The organism is Neorhizobium sp. T7_12 (genome assembly GCF_002968535.1).
Taxonomy (GTDB): Bacteria; Pseudomonadota; Alphaproteobacteria; order Rhizobiales; family Rhizobiaceae; genus Neorhizobium; species Neorhizobium tomejilense.
In genome coordinates this window covers 84,181-100,602 of record NZ_PVBK01000007.1, presented here as the reverse complement: position 1 = coordinate 100,602, position 16,422 = coordinate 84,181, and the positions used below count along the sequence as shown (strand labels likewise).

Sequence of the window (16,422 nt, the reverse complement as noted above, 5' to 3'; positions counted from 1 at the left end):
CGCGGCCTGCTGCCCCAATTAACGGCGAAACTAAAATCAGGAGCAGACCGCCGGATGGACCAGGCGTCGGAATTCGTTGTGGCGACCAGGGCGGCGCTCGCTCAGTTGAGCGCGCTGGCGGTGCAATATTCCTTCTCCGCTGTCGGCGCGATCGTTCTCCTCATTCTCGGCTGGATGGCCGCCGGCCTGATCAGCCGCTGGGCTCATCGCGGCCTGTCGCGCATCCACGGCATTGACGCGACGCTGTCGCAATTCTTCTCCAACATCATCCGTTATGCGATGCTGGTTCTCGTCGTCGTCATGGTGCTCGGCCAGTTCGGTGTGCAGACGGCATCGGTGCTCGCGGCGCTGGGCGCGATCGGCCTTGCCGTCGGTCTCGCGCTGCAGGGCACGCTGCAGAACATCGCGGCCGGCATCATGCTCCTGGTCCTGCGGCCGTTCCGGGTCGGCGAGAGCATCGAGACCGGCAGCGTCACCGGCACGATCGTCGATGTCGGGCTGTTTGCGACCGAGCTTCGGACCGCCGACGGCGTCTATCGGCTGGCGCCGAACTCGACGTTGTGGAACGTGCCGATCACCAATTACAGCCGGCTGAAGACGCGCCGCAACGAGATTTCGGTCAGTATCGGCACCGACCGCGATATCGGCCGGACCCAGGCGAAGCTGATGGCGATCGCCAGCGGCGACAAGCGGGTGCTGAAGGATCCGGCACCGACCGTCTACGTGGCCGAATTCGATGCCGGCAGCGCCAAGCTGACGCTGCGCTACTGGACGAAGAGCAGCGACTGGTGGGAAACCGGCCGCGACCTGACCAGGGAGGTCAAGCTCGCCTTTGACAAATTCCCCGGCGATAAGTTCCCTGGCGACAAATCGCCGGAACAGATTCCAGACCCTCAGGTAGAAACCCGCAACGTCACCGGTGAGAGCGGACCTCCGGCTCCTCACGGTGCGGACGAACCGGTCACGCAGCGGACCTGAAGGAAAGGATGCATCGGGGCCGGCTTTTTACGAGGAAGCCGGCCCCGATGCCCAAATTTTTACGAGAATCGAATCGGCGATCGCCGTCACACGGCCTTGAGGTCGAATTCCTCGCTGCCCGACCAGACGATGTCCCAGGATGCACCCGGGCGTACGTTACGGATGGCAGTCGGCTCGAAGGCGACAAGGCAGCGGCCTTGATCGTGCCGCACCGACGGATAGATCAGTCCGTCATGGCCGTCGCGCCTCAATCTTTCGGCGAGCGCCTGCCCCTGGGGGTAACCGATCGCCGGATCCGGATCGAGCGCCGGGTTGCCGCGCTCGCCGGTGATGTCCGGATACTCGCCGATAAAATCCGCCAGCAGTTCCACATAACGCGCGGTCTCTTCGAAGACGCCGATGAAGCGCAGTTCCCGCGTCTTGTGGAAGGCGACCTCGGCAATCGACGTCATCGTGTCCCAGCTGCAGTACCAGGCGCCGCGGTTTTCGTCGTTGAAGCGGTTCCCGCCTTTTCGCGTGTAGGTGAAGGCGGCGTTGATATGGGTGTTTCCGTAGACCTGCAGGTCGTGCTTGCGGCGTTTCCAGGCGAGCTCGCGCCGGTCCAGATGCAGGTTCAATCCCCGCTCGGCTGTCAGCCGCGCGCTGGTCATACCCTCGATCTCGGCAAGAATCGCCAGTTCCTCGTCGCTATCTACCAGACCGCGCAGGCTAGGCGGCTTGTGGTAGGTCGCCGGGATCAGCCGCACGAGGCCCCGGTCGCTGACAGGCGTGACGATCACGCGCCGCCCCGCAAGGCATCGAGGTAGTTTCGGACGGCAAGGAATTGCGGCAACCCCTCCTCGATCAGCGTATCGATCGGGCGGGTGCTGCGGAACAGCGGCCCCTCGTTCGGCAACGTCATCCACCTGGAAGCGATCGGATCGCTGAAATAGAGTTTTAGGGCCTTATAGATCCCGATGACGGCGCTGAGGCGCAGCATCTGGTCCTTGGTCAAGCCGCCCGAATAACCCGGTTTCCGGGCACGTTTCCAGGTGCTTTCCGACATGTCGGCAAGAGCCGCCGCCTCGTTCATCGGCACGCCCCATTCGGCGACGACATTGCCGAAGGCCTTCAGCGCGACGGCCGTCAGCTGTTCTGCTTTTTCTTTTCTGGCGGCGACTTCCATGGGCAAGGCTCCTGCTTCACCAGAATTTAGTCCATTTGCACTCAATGTAAAGGCCATATGACCTTTTATGGTACATTGTCGCGGATCGCCAGTATTGCTATCGCTTATGGGATTTCTGCAGAAAGTCGGTCGAGATGCACATTCCTCCAGAATTCCATGTCTTCGAAACCGAACATTGGCTGGTCAACCACCGAACCAATTCCGCCCTTCCCGGCTATCTGATGATCGGCTCGAAGCGCTTTGTGGATGATCTCTCCGAGCTTGCGGAAGAAGCGTTGCTGGAGCTCGGGCCACTGATGGCGAAGGTTCAGAGGGCGCTAGGCGGGGAATTGAATGCGGAGCGGGTCTATATCGGACGATACGGCCACATGCCGGGCCATTCGCTCCATTTCCACGTGATCCCAATCTACCGCTGGGTGGAAGCACTTTTCTGGCAGGACGATCGGTACCGGATGCTCAGTACTTTTGCGGAAGGTCCGGGCGAGACCGCGACGGATGGCGCAGAACTGACGTTCTTCGTCTGGCGGGAATTCTGCGAACGGTCGGTACCGCCACCGATCCACGGGCCGAGCGTCGCGGAGGTCGTCGAGCACCTGCGGGATGCTTTTCGGCCGGGACCGCGGGGGTGACCGGACTGCGGGTGCAGAACAAGCGCCGAAGGCCACCGGCTAGGGGCTCCTTACTGCGACATGGTCGAGCGGTGGGCCCAGCCCGTCATGCGCCGCTCGATCCAGGCCATCAGCGCATACATGGCGATGCCTTCGACAGCGAGCATCAAGAGGCCGGCGAAGACCAGCGGCACGTTGAACTGGCTCTGGGCCGAACTCATCATGTTGCCGAGGCCGTAGTTCGAGGCGACGGTTTCAGACACGACGGAGCCTACGAAAGCGAGCGTGATCGCCACCTTCAGCGAGCCGAAGAAATAGGGCATGGAACGCGGAATGCCGACCTTCAGCATGATATCGAGCTTCTTTGCGCCGAGCGCGCGCAGCACGTCCTCGGTCTCCGGCTCGATCGTGGCAAGGCCCGTCGCGACGTTGACGACGATCGGGAAGAAGGAGATCAGGAATGCGGTTAATATGGCCGGTACGGCGCCGATGCCGAACCAGATGACCAGGATCGGCACGAGCGCCACCTTGGGGATGGCGTTAAAGCCGATCATCAAAGGGTAGAGCCCGGCATAGATCGCCTTCGACCAGCCGATGAAGAGGCCGATCGCAAGGCCCGCGACGACGGCGATCGCGAAGCCGACGGTGGTCGTATAAAGCGTCTGCAGCGAGTTCTTCCAGATCGGCGACCAGTATTGGACGATTGCCTGAAAGACGCGGGAGGGCGCCGGAAGGATGGTCGGCGGCGTCTGCAGCACGATGACCAGCAGTTCCCAGAGGACGAAGAGCCCGATCGTGTAGAGCCAGGGGGCGAGCTTCACCCAGTTTATGCGCTGGGCAAGCGACTTCGCCGGCGTGGCGGGAGCGGCGGTATTTCCGGTCACGACACTCATGCGACCACCCTCGCGCTGGCGATTTCGCCGTGCAGTTCATGCACCATGTCGTTGAAGGCCTTTTCGTACATGACTTCCAGATCGCGGGGCCGCGCGAAGGGGACGGTGTGTTCCTTCAGCACCTTGCCGGGACGGGCGCTCATCACGAAGATGCGGTCGGCGAGGAAGGTCGCCTCGCGCAGGTCATGGGTGACGAGGACGATGGTGACGCCTTGCGCCGCGTGCAGGTCGCGGATGACGCACCACAGTTCCTCGCGGGTGAAGGCGTCAAGCGCGCCGAACGGCTCGTCAAGCATCAGCAGTTCGGGTTCGTGGATGAGTGCGCGGCAGAGATTGGCGCGCTGCTGCATGCCGCCGGAAAGCTGCCACGGGAATTTCGAGCCGAACCCTTTCAGGCCGACGGTTTCGAGCAGGTGCTCGGCCTTCTCGACATATTCCTTCTTGTTGGCGCGCAGGCGGTGGCGATGTCGCTCGACGATTTCGAGCGGCAGCAGGATGTTGTCGAGCGTGGTGCGCCAGGGCAGCATGGTCGGGTTCTGGAAGGCCATGCCGACGATCGAGACCGGCTTGGTCACCTGTTTGTCCGCCACGATCACCACGCCGCTCTGCGGGATGTGCAGGCCGGTGACCAGTTTCATCAATGTCGACTTGCCGCAGCCGGACGGGCCGACGACGGCCGCGAACTCGCCCTTGCCGACCTTCATAGTGAGGCCGGAGACGGCAAGCGTGCCGGCCGCGCCGCCATAGCGCATGTCGACATTGTCGATGGTAACGAGGTGCGTCATTGGGTTTCTTTCTTTCCCGCTGCCGTCATGAATGTCCCCTCACTTGCGATTTCTAACATTTAGCTACGCTAAGATGTTGAAATCGCGTTCTCTCCCGCAAGGGGAGAGATAGAGATGCCGCATCGCTGCGGGTTTACCTCTCCCTTGGCGGGAGAGGTTACAAAATCAAGATCTTAGCGAAAGCTAAGTCTTAGATTTTGTTGGTGAGGGGGTCCAAGTCCGCCCGCAACGTCACAAACTACGGCAGCATACGCTCCGCCTTGGCAGGCAGGAAGCTGGCGTCGAAAACCTGCTCAGCCTTGACGTTGCCCTTGAGGCCCATGGAGACCTTCAGCGTGTCGATCGAGGCGGCAAGGCGGGTCGGGTCGATGCCGCCGAAGCCGTTGGCGACCACGTAGGGCGTCTTGATGTTCATCGCATTCGCCATCTTGAGGCGCTCGAGCTCGATATCCTTGTTGAGCGTCTCGTTGCGCTTGAGGACGGCGGCAACGCCCTCTTCCGGCTTGGCGACGGCATCGGCAAAACCCTTGGCGAGTGCCTTCAGGAAGCCCTTGACGGCGGCCGGGTTCTTGGCCGCGAAATCGGTGTTGATGAGCACCGCGTTGCCATAGAGGTTGAGGCCGTGCTCGGCCATCAGGATGGTGGCGATGTCGTCATCCTTGATGCCCTGGGCCTTCAGGTTGAGGATGACCGAGAAAGCGAAACCGAAGACGGCGTCGACCTTACCCTGGGCGAGCATCGGCTCGCGGACCGGGAAGCCGATCGATTCCAGCGTGATCTTCGAATCGTCGATCTTGGCGACCTGCTTGAAGGCCTTCCACTGCGCGAAGGCACCATCCGGAGGAGGCGCGCCGAGCTTCTTGCCTTCCAGCGACTTCGGATCGGTGGTGATGCCGAGCGACTTGCGGCCGACGACCGCAAAGGTCGGGCGCTCGTAGACCATCATCGCGGCCTTGATCTTCTGGGAGGAATCCTCGTCCAGGAACTTGATCAGCGAGTTGATGTCGCCGAAACCCATCTGGTAGGCACCGGTCGCAACACGCGGGATCGCTTCGACCGAGCCGTTGCCGGTATCGATGGTGACGTCGAGGCCCTCGGCCTTGAAGTAACCCTTGTCCTGGGCGAGCAGGAAGCCGGCAGCCGGGCCTTCGAATTTCCAGTCGAGCGTGAACTTGACCGCGGTTTGCGCCACAGCCTGGCCGGCCGGCATAGAAAAGCCGGCAGCAAGCGCCAGTGCCGCGACGGCCGAAAGTTTTGAGAGCAGTCTGCGCGAGATCATGAAAGGTCGTCCCCCTGGAGTTTTTTGTGCGGATGGCCTGCATCCAAGCGCTTATTCAGGGGCCGCGCAAGTCGAAACTGCACATAAAACAATCATATTTTCATATCGCACACTCAATATGCATATGCAACTTTGGTGCACATGACGCTGCCTATCTTTTCAGCGAGAGCCGCCGCGCCACCTGGGACCGTCCGGACCACGTTGCAAAGGACCTGCCGGCTACCGGATGCGGCAAACGGAACTCCGAAACGACAATAGTTTCCAAGGCTTCCGATTGGAAATTGGCTGTGGAACGGCTCTTCCCTTCCCTCGTCCGGCAATTGTATAAACGCAAGACCGAACTCTTCACTCGCGAGCGTGCCGATGATCGAAATCCTCCTTCTGCTGCTGGTGATCCTGATGACGGGTCTCCACCGCAAGACATCGGCCCGGGTGACGTTGCTTGAAAAGGAGCTCGAGGCGGTCAAGGCCGATCTCCTGGCTCGGCAACCGGTTTCCGCTGCCACGCCCATGGCAGGGCCGGCGGCCGTTCCGGCTGCAGCAGCGGCTGTCACCACCGAGACGGCCGTCGAGGAACCGCCTGCTCAGGCAGAGCCGGTGCCCGAGGCTGTTCCGGCTGCGCCCGCGGCCCTGCCGGAGGAGACGATCGCGGCGAGCACGACTGCCGAGGAGGCTCCGGCCATAGAAGAGGCTCCTGCCCCGGCTGTAGCGAGGGCACCGACGCCGGCCAAACTGAAGACCACAGAAAACCTCGAAAGCTATCTCGGTGCCCGCTGGCCGGTCTGGGTCGGCGGCGTGGCGCTTGCCTTCGGCGGCATCTTTCTGGTGCGCGCCTCGATCGAGGCCGGGCTGCTCGGACCCGGCGCACGCCTCGTGCTCGCCTGCCTGTTCGGCCTCGTCCTGATGGCCGGCGGCGAGATCGTGCGGCGCCGGGCGATGCCGCAGGTATCCGACCGGTTCAGCAATGCGATGATCCCCGGCGCGCTGACGGCGGCGGGTGCAGTGACGCTGCTGGGCGCGATCTATGCGGCCTACGGCGTCTACGGATTTATCGGCGCGACGCCGGCCTTCATCCTGCTCGCGCTCGTATCCTTTGCAACCCTTGGACTGTCGCTGCTGCACGGGCAGGCGCTGGCCGGGCTCGGCCTGCTCGCTTCGCTGCTGACGCCGGCCCTGGTCGCCAGCGAACAACCGAACCCCAATGCGCTGTTCGCCTTCCTCTGCCTCACCTGGGTGGCCGTCAATGCCGCCTCGCGCTTCCGCCGCTGGACGATCGTGCCGATGCTCGCCAATATCGGCATCGGGCTTTGGGCGATCGCCTACACGTTCGGCGCCGCCGAGTTCGACCCGATGCCGTCGACGCTGACGCTGATCGTGATGATCGCCGGCACCGGCTTCTTCTGGCCCGGTGCCGCCTATAGCACAGACCGTGTAGCCAAGACCGGCTGGAGCGGGTTGCTCGGGCGCCAGCCGCTGGCCATCACGCTCTCGGTTGCGATCATGTCGGTGCTGCCGGCGCTCGCCATGCTGGTCGCGGACACGGTCACCGGCATCGATCCGTACTTCGCCTCCGCTGCCGTGATCGCGGCCCTTGCCGCACTCGGCGCCAGCCGCGCTTATACGGTTTGGCCGGCGATGATCGCCGCCTGCGGGTCGGTGCTGGTCCTTGCCGTCGTGGCGCTGATGCTGCTCGATACCTATGTGCCGCAACCGGTCGGCAACGAACCGCTGCCGGTCGTGACCTATGCGACGGAAATCGCCATCAGCCTGCTGCTCGGGGCGGTGTTCACGCTGCTCGGCTTTGCGTTCCTGAAACGCTTCCGCAGGGCGGAGCCGGAATTTTCGATGGTCTGGAGCGTGCTGATGTCCGGCGTGCCGGTGGCGCTGGCGACCATCAGCTTCCTCAATTTCGGCAATCTCGGACGCGACTGGACGCATGGGCTTTACGGGGTCGGCCTCGGCCTCGTGCTGCTGGCCGGTGCCGAATGGCTGTTCCGCGAGCGTGACGAGACGAGCGATGGACGCATCGACTGGGCGGCCAATTTCTTCATCGCCGGCTCGTTTGCCGGCTTCACGTTCGCGCTGCACGCGCTGACCAACGGCATCGTCACCACCATTCTCCTGTCCGTGCTGGGTTTTGCCTATGTACTGGGCATGCGGGCGCGGCCATGGCCGGCGCTTCCCTGGATGATGGCGGCGGCGATCCTGATGGTGTTCGGCCGGATCGCCTGGGAGCCGACGCTGATCGGCCAGAACAGTCTCGGCACCACGCCGTTCTTCAACGCGCTTCTGCCGGGCTACGGCATTCCGACGCTGCTGGCGATCGTGACGGCCTATCTCCTGAAGGGCTCTTCCGATTTCCGCATCCGCAACCTCATGCAGGCGCTGGCCTCGCTCGCCGCTCTCATGACGGTTGCCGTTCTGGTGCGCCACGCGATGAACGGCGGCGTGCTCGACGACCGGGTGCCGACGCTTGGCGAGCAGTCGATCTACACGCTGCTGACGGTCGGCTTCTCGGGCATATTGATGACGCTCGACCTCAAGTCGCCGAGCCCGGTGTTCCGCTGGGGCTCGATGATCGCCGGCGTGCTTGCGACCATCAACGTTCTGTCGCTGCACGTGTTTGCGCTCAACCCCTATTTCAGCGGCGAAAACACCGGCGCCTGGCCTTTCCTCAACCTGCTGCTGCTCGGCTACCTCCTGCCCGGCCTTGCCTATGCGCTCGTTGCCTATTACGCACGCGGGCGGCGGCCGACGCCCTACGTGGTCATGCTGGCGCTCGCCGGCGCGGTGCTCGGTTTCCTCTGGGCGACGCTTTCCGTGCGGCGCTTCTGGCAGGGTGAAAACATCGCCGACTGGAAGGGGTTCATCGCCGCCGAGACCTACACCTATTCCGTGGTCTGGCTGCTGATCGGCGTGGCGCTGCTGGCGATCGGCTCCAAGCTCGACGCCAAGAGCCTGCGGCTCGCCTCCGCCGCTCTCGTGCTGGTCGCGGTGGTAAAGGTGTTCCTGGTCGACATGTCGAACCTCGAAGGGATCCTCCGGGCGCTGTCCTTCATCGGGCTCGGTGCGGTGCTGATCGGGATCGGGCTTTTCTACCAGCGCATTCTGGTGAACAAGAGCGGTGAACCCGCAGCTATCGATTCCCAGGAACCCGCTTCGTGACCGTTTCGCTTATCGCCGCCTTTTCACCCTTCGAGGCGCTTGCCGAGACCCTGATCCCGCATGCGACCGAAGGCGACGACGGCTCGCACGACATCGCCCATATCCTGCGCGTCTTCCGTAACGCGATGCGCATCCATGCCAAGGAAGGCGGCGACGGGCGGGTGCTCGCCGCTGCCGTGCTGCTGCATGATTGCGTTTCGGTGGAAAAGAACTCGCCGCTGCGGGCGCAGGCCTCGCGGCTGGCGGCGGAAAAGGCCGCAACCATCCTTGCCGATCTCGGCTGGGACAAGACGGATATCGCGGCCGTCGCGCATGCGGTGACGGCGCACAGCTTTTCCGCCAACATCTTGCCCGAGACGCTGGAGGCCAGGATATTGCAGGATGCGGACCGGCTGGATGCGATCGGCATGGTGGGGGCGGCGCGCTGTTTCTATATCGCCGGGCGGATGGGGTCCGGCCTCTACGACCCGGCCGATCCGCTCGCCAGACATCGCCCGCTCGACGACAAGGCGTTTGCGATCGACCATTTCGAGGTGAAACTGTTCAAGCTCGCCGACGGCTTCCAGACGGCGACGGGCCGCGCGCTTGCCACCGAACGGCATGAGCGCCTGCGCCAGGTGCTCGACCTCTTCATCGACGAGATCTGAAGGAGAAACCATGCGGATCAGCGAACTCAACTTCTATCCCCTGAAAAGCGGCCGCGGCATTGGGCTTGGCGAAGCGGAGATCACGGCCGCGGGCATTCCTGGCGACCGGGAGATGATGGTCGTCGATCCGACAGGCATGTTCATCACCCAGCGGGAACTGCAGTCTCTCGCCAGGCTTCAGGTCTACCCCGGAACCGATGCCGTGCGCTTCGCGATGGAAGGTCAGGGCGAGATCAGCGTCGCCCGGCCGCCGACTGAGCGGCGCATGGAAACCGTGGTGTGGAAATCCAGCGTCAACGCGGCGCTTGCCGACGATGCGGCCAATGCGGTGCTGTCGGAATGGCTCGGCCGTGATATCCGGCTGGTGTTCTTCGATGATGCGGCAAAGCGCGTTGCAAGCCCCGAATGGGCGGGCGACAATTCGCCGGTGACGTTTGCCGACGGCTACCAGGTGCTGGTGACCACGACCGGGTCGCTTGCCGCGCTCAATGCGGACATGGCGGCGAGAGGCGAAGGCGCGGTCGGCATGGAACGGTTCCGGCCGAACATCGTGCTCGACCACGACGAACCTTGGGCGGAGGACGGCTGGACCGGCATCGAAATCGCCGGCATCCGCTTCGATTTCGTCAAGCCCTGCGCCCGCTGCATCATGACCACCCAGGACCAGCAGACCGGTTCGCGCGACGTGCCGGACCCGATCCCCGCCATGGGCCGCATCCGCATGTCCGCCGACCGGCGCGTGCCCGGCCCGCTGTTCGGCTGGAACGCCGTGCCGCGCGGCACCGGCCATATCAAGGTTGGCGATATTGCGACGGTGGTTGCCGAGCGGGCGGAGGCCTGGGCGATCAAGCGGCGGGCCTGAGACGACTGACGGAAATTGGTTCGCGGTGAAGGCTCTGGAGATGATTGCCGAGGGTAGCCCCTCATCCGCCTGCCGGCACCTTCTCCCCGCAGGCGGGGAGAAGGCTATTGCCGCGCCCTATCCGGTCCCCCTCGCCCCGCTTTGCGGGGAGAGGGTCGCCGAGCGTAGCGGAGGCGGGGTGAGGGGCTGCCTCCCCGCAGAAAGTCACCCAAAGAGATCACTCAGCAGGATTGAGCGCCCCTGCCCCTGGCACCGCCTGCCGATCCGGGCGGCTCAGCAATCCGTAACCGGCGAGCATCGTGGTAAGCGCCACCGCGCCGCCGGCGACGGCGACCCAGAAGCCGTTGGAGGCGCCGTAGGCATCGATCGTCCAGCCGGCGAGCGAGGAGCCGGCGGCAAAGCCGATGCTGACGCCGGTCATCGCATAGGTGATGCCTTCCGTGACCTGCGACGAGGGAACGATGCGCTCGATCAGGGTCATGGCGCTGATGAAGGTCGGCGAAATCGCGGCACCGGCGAGGAAGATGACGGCCGTCAACGCCCAGAGGCTGCCGACGAAAGGCATGGGTAGCGTGGTGACGGCAGCGACCAGGCTCGCGAAGAGCAGCCGGCGGGCCAGCGACGACTTGAACTTGATGGCGCCGAAGACGAGGCCGACCACGAAGGAGCCGGCGGCATAGGCCGACAGGATGTAGCTGGCGGCACCCTTGTTGCCCAGCGCTTCCGAGAAGGCGACGACCGAGACTTCCGCCGTGCCGAAAATGGTGCCCATGCCGGCAAAGACCACGACCAGGAACCACATGGGCAGCAGCCGCATGACTGAACCGCCGCCTTTCATCCGCAGCGGATCGACTTTCGGCTCGGTCGACTTCTGGACCACGAACAGCGCCGTGCCGACGGCGAGGAAAGCGGCGGAAGCGAGCACGCCGGCTTCCGGGAAGAGCGCGACGCTCAAACCGATGCCGAAGACCGGGCCGCAGATATAGACGAGCTCATCCATCACCGATTCGAAGGCGAAGGCGGTGTGCAATTCCGGCCGGTCGCGATAGATTTCCGACCAGCGGGCGCGCACCAGCGCCATCATGCTCGGCATAAGCCCGGCGACGAACGCGAAGGCGAACAGCGTCCAGTTCGGCCAGCGCATCCAGGCGGCGGCGGCGAGGCCGACAAGCGCCAGGAGGGTGATGATCGTGGTCGGCACCAGCACCGCCGACTGGCCCCTGGCGTCCACCCAGCGCGACACCTGCGGGGAGATGAAGGCGTTGGCGAGTGCGAAGGTGGCCGAGACCGCGCCGGCCAGCCAATATTCGCCATGCGTCTGGGACAGCATGGCGACAAGGCCGATCGTCGTCATCGGCAGCGGCAGCCGCGCTACGAAAGCAGCGGCGGAAAAACCTTTGGTACCCGGCCTTGCGAATATTTCGCGATAGGGATTGGGCATAACCTGCTCCTTGGGTTATTTTGAATGAGGACTTACATACGCCGCGTATGTGAGGTAAATAGTCGCATACGTTTCGTATGTCAATTCACATACGGCACGTATGCGAATAATTCGGAGTCCGCATGGCAGAGAAGATGGCAGACAAGATCGTCACCGAGATGGCTCCCGGCACGCCCCCGAGGAGCGCCGCCAGGCCGCGCAAGGAAATGATCGCCGAAACGAAGGCCAAGCTGATCGCCGCCGCACGGCATGCGTTTGCGCGCCAAGGTTATGCAGAAGCCTCGATGGACGATTTCACCGCCGGCGCCGGGCTGACGCGCGGGGCGCTCTACCACCACTTTGGCGACAAGAAGGGCCTGCTGATGGCGGTGGTCACGCAGATCGACGCGGAAATATCCGATCGGCTCTGCGAGATCTCGAGCCGGGCCGACAATACCTGGCGCGGCTTCGTCGACGAATGCGTCGCCTATATCGAGATGTCGCTGGAGCCCGAAATCCAACGGATCATGCTGCTCGACGGACCGGCGGTGCTCGGCGACCCCTCGCAATGGCCGAGCCAGAGCGCCTGCATCCGCACCACCACCGCAAGTATCCAGAAACTGATCGACGACGGCACGATCCGCCCCGTCGACGCCGAAGCCACCGCCCGCCTCGTCAACGGCGCGACCTTGAGTGCCGCACTCTGGATCGCCAGTGCCGAGGACCCGAAAGCGGTGTCGAAAAAGGCGGTGGAGGCGTTTCTGACGCTGGTTTCGGGGTTGTTGGTGGAGAGGTGAAGTTGAGGCTCGCTCGTCAGGTCAGCGGGTTGAGCGAGCGGTTCATCGCCACCACGTCAGCATGGGTGGGGTTAGGGCCAAGCGCCCCCATTTTGTCGGGCAACTGATCGCGCTTCTTAGGTGCTTCGCCCTTCACCGCAGCGCCGAGAGCCTTGCGCATGGTGGCGGCGGGGTAGTCACAGCAATAGGCGGGCGTTGAAGGCTGCTGCCGCCATGATTCCGCCAGCGATCCGGCGTCAACCGGGTCAAAACCGATCTCATTGACGATACCCATGACAACCTGCTTGGCCGCGGCGTCGTCTCCCGCAACTGCCACAGCCAATCGACCGGCAGCGCCTTCTGGCCGACCGAGTTCCGACAGGGACTCGGCAAGGATATTGTTGAAGGCCTTGATTATCGGACGGCCGAGTTGCTTTGACACCCACACGCTCTCCACCTCGCCTGCATCAAGGTCAGCAATCTGAGGGTCACGCATCCTCGGATAGTAGTTGCTAGTGTCAACGACAGGGACACTCCCAGGCACGTACTTGAAAAGGTCTTTTGGCAACTTCCCCAGGGCAGGGAGAGGGATGGACATGATGACCAAATCCGCGCCGGAGACGGCCCCGCGCACGTCCACCGCCGTGGCTCCCGCCTCGTCCGCGAATGGCTTCACATCGTCAACGCCCTTGGAGTTGGCGACCCTGACCTCATGCCCAGCAGATGTGAGCTTCCGAGCAAGCGTGCCACCGATGTTGCCAACACCGATAATGCCGATTTTCATAGTGATTACTCCTGTTATTCAGCTCCCAAAGATAATACATACTGCGATATCAGCAAGAACGGACTGAAAAGTGGGTTACCCACCAAAAGGTAAGTATGGCACAGGAACGCGAATGGAATTGCGGCGACCCGCAACAGCATCTTGTTTGGGCAGAAGCGACCACGGACGCCCTCCGAGTGTTGGAGGGCAAATGGAAGATCGTGATTATCTGCCAGTTGTTCGGTGCGAAGGAGCCCCTGCGCTTCTCGGAGCTTGAGAGGCGTGTGGAAGGCGTCAATCAGAAGATGCTCATCCAGCAACTGAAGGAGCTGGAGAAGGACGGGATAATTACCCGAACAGTCTATCCGCAGGTACCTCCGAGGGTGGAATATGCGCTGACGGACTTGGGTAAGGCGCTTGGGCCAGCGATGGCAGAATTGATCGACTGGACCTATCTGCGTCGGGAAACGCTGGACCTATCAAGTTCAGCAAAACAGCCCTTATAAGCGAGTTCTTGGATGTCCGCCGCGCGGATTTGACGATCCCCGGTGACCCCGTCGGAAACGCACCCTTGAGCCTCATTCCTACAAGGGAAGGAGCTCTACGCATCGCATACAGCTCCCTCGCCTTCCCCCCTTAGAGCGCCGCTACGCGCTTGGGCAGCACAAGGTCACCCACGGTATAGGTGTGGAACTCGCTCTTCGAGACGCCGTCCAGCTTTCGAAACTTCTCGGCGAATACCGGGTCGGAGAAGAACTCGTCGACATTTCCGGCGGCCTGGATGGCTTCGATATTGACGACGGTCTGTCCGTCCGTGCTCTTCGCCAAGGTGCTCCACAGGAACCCATCTTTCCGTTCGGCCACATAGTGGACGACATCCTGGATGATGGCGAACGCCTCCTCCTGCTTGCCGGGATGGGCGTGAATGACGTTGACGATGAATGTCGTAGGGACGGGCATCGGCGAGAAAGCGGCGGGAGAATTCGTTTCCATGAGTGTCTCCGTTTGAAAATGCGGCTGGCAGCCGCGGCGACATCTGGATATCCGGCGACGGATATCGGATAAACGAGCCCGTATTCTCATCACATCGGAATTTTGTTCCGCAATTGGATCGTCATGGACAAGCTTGGAACGCTCGGAGTTTTCCTCCAGGTCGCGGAATGCGGAAGTTTTGTCGCGGCAGCCCACCGTCTGGGATTGTCCGGCTCGGCCGTGGGAAAGGCCATTTCACGGCTTGAAGACGAGATGGGCGTGCGGCTGTTCCATCGCTCGACCCGCAGCATGGCTTTGACGGAAGAAGGCAGTTTCTTCCTCGATACCTGTCGGCGGATCCAATCCGAGTTCGACGCGGCCCGGGCGCAGTTGTCGAGGTCGCAGACGAGCCCGCGCGGACAACTTCGCGTCAGCCTTCCGCTCGCAGGCATGCTTTTGATGCCGACGATCTCGGCCTTCATGAAGGCATACCCGGAGATCAATCTCGATCTCGACTTCACTGATCGGCTGGTCGACGTCATCGAGGAAGGCTTCGATGCGGTGATCAGAACGGGCGAGGTCAGAGACACCCGGTTGATGAGCCGAAAGCTCGGGACCTTCAGGCACAGGATCGTCGCCGCACCCGGATATCTCGCCGCAAACGGTTAGCCGAAGGTTCCGGAAGACCTGCTCCGGCATCAGTGCCTTCACCACCGGTTCGCCAATTCCGGAACCCTTGAGCCTTGGCCGCTGGTTCGCGACGGACGCGAGGTGAAGATCGAACTTCCCGTGACCACCGTTGCAAGCACGCTGGAACCCTTGATCTACCTGGCGGAACGATCCTTCGGCATTACCTGCCTTCCTCCATTCGCCGTGGCATCGGAACTGGCCGAGGGAAAGCTCGTTTCGCTGCTGGAAGAGTACATGGCCGAGACCGGGACATTCCGTGTCCTGTGGCCGACCAATCGATATCTCTCCCTCAAGGTCCGGGCTTTCGTTGATTACATGGCTGGCGAACTGTTCAAGGCGTGATTCCACCCCACTCCCCCGCCACACGCATGGCAGCTATTCGCAAAAGCAGGTTGTCCGGCCCCTTGCCGAACGGCCACAACGGGGTCATCACCATATGCTGCTCATGCGCCGGCCGGGTTTCCGGGCGGTTTCCCCGAAAGAGACTGCCTTCATGACCCCTCGGTCCACCGGCCTCATCTGCGCCATCGCGGCGGTGACGATCTTTTCGATGCAGGACGGGATTTCCAAACATCTGGGCAGCGCCTATCCGCCGATCTTCATCACCATGATCCGCTACTGGGCGTTCGCGGGCTTCGCGTTTGCGCTGGCCAGCCGCTCGGCCGGCGGGGTGAAGGTTGCGGCGAACGCCCGCCGGCCCTGGCTGCAGGTTGCCCGCGGCGCGCTTTTGGCGGTGCAGATCGTCATCTCGATCTTCTCCTTCTCGCATGTCGGGCTCGCGGCCAGCCACACGATGTTTGCGGCGACGCCGCTGGTGGTCGCCTGTCTTTCGGTGCCGTTCCTCGGCGAAAAGGTCGGCTGGCGGCGGTGGACGGCGATCGGCATCGGCTTTGTCGGCATCCTTCTGATCGTCAACCCGCTCAACGCCACCTTCGACGCCCGGATCGTCATCCCGATGGTCGCGACGCTGATGTTCGGCCTCTATTCCGTCATGACTCGGCTTGCCAGCCGCACCGACACCTCCGACACGGCCTTTTTCTATACCGGCGTCGTCGGCGCGGTGACGATCACCGTCGTCGGCCCGTTCTACTGGACGCAGGTCACGCCCGCAGACTGGCTGTGGATGCTGGTGCTCTGCATCACCGGCATAAGCGGGCATTACCTTCTGATCCGCGCCTTCAACCTGCTCGATGCGGTGGTGGTGCAGCCGATGTCCTATATCCAGTCGGTGCTGGTCTGCCTGATCGGCGTCTTCGTGTTCGGCGAAGTGATGACCGCCAATATGATCCTCGGGGTCGCGATCGTCATCGGCGCCGGCATCTTCACCATCTGGCGCGAAGCCCGGCTCGGCCGCGCCGCGCCGCCGGCAATCGACCCGCCGGGCACGCCGTAAGGCGGCGCGCCATCAATCCTGGTGAT

At 63.0% G+C, this 16,422-nt stretch carries 16 protein-coding genes and 1 pseudogene; 9 read left to right on the top strand and 8 right to left on the bottom strand.

Translation table 11 applies throughout. From position 1 onward, the window contains the following. Positions 1 to 54: 54 nt before the first annotated feature. Complete coding sequence (locus tag C5J26_RS17255) at positions 55 to 978, top strand: mechanosensitive ion channel family protein (protein ID WP_105402873.1); 924 nt, start codon at positions 55 to 57, stop codon at positions 976 to 978. Positions 979 to 1,064: 86 nt separating this feature from the next. Here C5J26_RS17255 and C5J26_RS17250 read toward each other — a convergent pair whose 3' ends face one another. Both C5J26_RS17250 and C5J26_RS17245 read right to left on the bottom strand, forming a co-directional pair. Beyond that, complete coding sequence (locus C5J26_RS17250; RefSeq protein ID WP_105402872.1) at positions 1,065 to 1,757, bottom strand: RES family NAD+ phosphorylase; 693 nt, start codon at positions 1,755 to 1,757, stop codon at positions 1,065 to 1,067. Next, complete coding sequence (locus C5J26_RS17245) at positions 1,754 to 2,143, bottom strand: antitoxin Xre-like helix-turn-helix domain-containing protein (protein WP_105402871.1); 390 nt, start codon at positions 2,141 to 2,143, stop codon at positions 1,754 to 1,756. Before C5J26_RS17245 ends, C5J26_RS17250 begins: the two co-directional genes overlap by 4 nt. A gap of 134 nt (positions 2,144 to 2,277) precedes the next feature. Between C5J26_RS17245 and C5J26_RS17240 the strand changes: the two genes are divergently transcribed. Beyond that, positions 2,278 to 2,772: an HIT domain-containing protein gene (locus C5J26_RS17240; protein WP_105402870.1), complete on the top strand. Its 495-nt coding sequence runs from the start codon at positions 2,278 to 2,280 to the stop codon at positions 2,770 to 2,772. A 50-nt stretch (positions 2,773 to 2,822) separates the two neighbouring features. Here C5J26_RS17240 and C5J26_RS17235 read toward each other — a convergent pair whose 3' ends face one another. The 3 genes from C5J26_RS17235 to C5J26_RS17225 all read right to left on the bottom strand — a co-directional run bounded on the left by C5J26_RS17235 (position 2,823) and on the right by C5J26_RS17225 (position 5,708). Next, on the bottom strand, positions 2,823 to 3,644 hold the full coding sequence (locus C5J26_RS17235) for an ABC transporter permease (protein ID WP_046637490.1): 822 nt from the start codon (positions 3,642 to 3,644) through the stop codon (positions 2,823 to 2,825). Further along, entirely contained in the window at positions 3,641 to 4,429 is a 789-nt protein-coding gene (locus C5J26_RS17230; RefSeq protein WP_172745881.1) for an ABC transporter ATP-binding protein, read from the bottom strand. The genes C5J26_RS17235 and C5J26_RS17230 overlap by 4 nt, the downstream gene beginning before the upstream one ends. Positions 4,430 to 4,667: 238 nt before the next feature. Then, the gene (locus C5J26_RS17225; RefSeq protein WP_105402869.1) at positions 4,668 to 5,708 is read right to left on the bottom strand and encodes an ABC transporter substrate-binding protein; all 1,041 of its coding nucleotides are present in this window, start codon (positions 5,706 to 5,708) and stop codon (positions 4,668 to 4,670) included. A gap of 363 nt (positions 5,709 to 6,071) precedes the next feature. Between C5J26_RS17225 and C5J26_RS17220 the strand changes: the two genes are divergently transcribed. Genes C5J26_RS17220 through C5J26_RS17210 form a run of 3 tightly spaced genes read left to right on the top strand, consistent with a single transcriptional unit; the run spans position 6,072 to position 10,382 of the window. Next, the gene (locus tag C5J26_RS17220) at positions 6,072 to 8,873 is read left to right on the top strand and encodes a DUF2339 domain-containing protein (RefSeq protein ID WP_105402868.1); all 2,802 of its coding nucleotides are present in this window, start codon (positions 6,072 to 6,074) and stop codon (positions 8,871 to 8,873) included. Next, positions 8,870 to 9,520, top strand: coding sequence for an HD domain-containing protein (locus C5J26_RS17215; protein WP_105402867.1), 651 nt, complete (start codon positions 8,870 to 8,872; stop codon positions 9,518 to 9,520). Before C5J26_RS17220 ends, C5J26_RS17215 begins: the two co-directional genes overlap by 4 nt. A 10-nt stretch (positions 9,521 to 9,530) precedes the next feature. Beyond that, positions 9,531 to 10,382 carry an MOSC domain-containing protein gene (locus tag C5J26_RS17210; protein ID WP_105402866.1) on the top strand — a complete coding sequence of 284 codons (852 nt, stop codon included), beginning with the start codon at positions 9,531 to 9,533 and terminating at the stop codon, positions 10,380 to 10,382. Positions 10,383 to 10,599: 217 nt separating this feature from the next. On the opposite strand, the gene C5J26_RS17205 is transcribed toward C5J26_RS17210, so the two are convergent. Continuing rightward, positions 10,600 to 11,823 (bottom strand): MFS transporter, encoded by a 1,224-nt coding sequence (locus C5J26_RS17205; RefSeq protein ID WP_105402865.1) that lies wholly within the window; start codon positions 11,821 to 11,823, stop codon positions 10,600 to 10,602. 158 nt (positions 11,824 to 11,981) lie between these two features. Here C5J26_RS17205 and C5J26_RS17200 point away from each other — a divergent pair, with 158 nt between their 5' ends. Next, a complete protein-coding gene (locus C5J26_RS17200; RefSeq protein ID WP_105403008.1) occupies positions 11,982 to 12,599 on the top strand; it encodes a TetR/AcrR family transcriptional regulator in 618 nt (205 codons plus the stop codon). Positions 12,600 to 12,615: 16 nt separating this feature from the next. Here C5J26_RS17200 and C5J26_RS17195 read toward each other — a convergent pair whose 3' ends face one another. Continuing rightward, entirely contained in the window at positions 12,616 to 13,362 is a 747-nt protein-coding gene (locus tag C5J26_RS17195; RefSeq protein ID WP_105402864.1) for an NADPH-dependent F420 reductase, read from the bottom strand. Between the two features lie 95 nt (positions 13,363 to 13,457). On the opposite strand from C5J26_RS17195, the gene C5J26_RS17190 reads away from it, so the two are divergent. Further along, a complete protein-coding gene (locus C5J26_RS17190; RefSeq protein ID WP_105402863.1) occupies positions 13,458 to 13,847 on the top strand; it encodes a helix-turn-helix domain-containing protein in 390 nt (129 codons plus the stop codon). A gap of 130 nt (positions 13,848 to 13,977) precedes the next feature. Here C5J26_RS17190 and C5J26_RS17185 read toward each other — a convergent pair whose 3' ends face one another. Then, positions 13,978 to 14,334 carry an antibiotic biosynthesis monooxygenase gene (locus tag C5J26_RS17185; protein ID WP_105402862.1) on the bottom strand — a complete coding sequence of 119 codons (357 nt, stop codon included), beginning with the start codon at positions 14,332 to 14,334 and terminating at the stop codon, positions 13,978 to 13,980. Positions 14,335 to 14,457: 123 nt separating this feature from the next. Here C5J26_RS17185 and C5J26_RS17180 point away from each other — a divergent pair. Both C5J26_RS17180 and C5J26_RS17175 read left to right on the top strand, forming a co-directional pair. Then, a pseudogene (locus C5J26_RS17180) lies at positions 14,458 to 15,345 on the top strand (LysR family transcriptional regulator). 151 nt (positions 15,346 to 15,496) lie between these two features. Then, complete coding sequence (locus C5J26_RS17175; protein ID WP_105403007.1) at positions 15,497 to 16,396, top strand: DMT family transporter; 900 nt, start codon at positions 15,497 to 15,499, stop codon at positions 16,394 to 16,396. Positions 16,397 to 16,422: the final 26 nt, after the last annotated feature.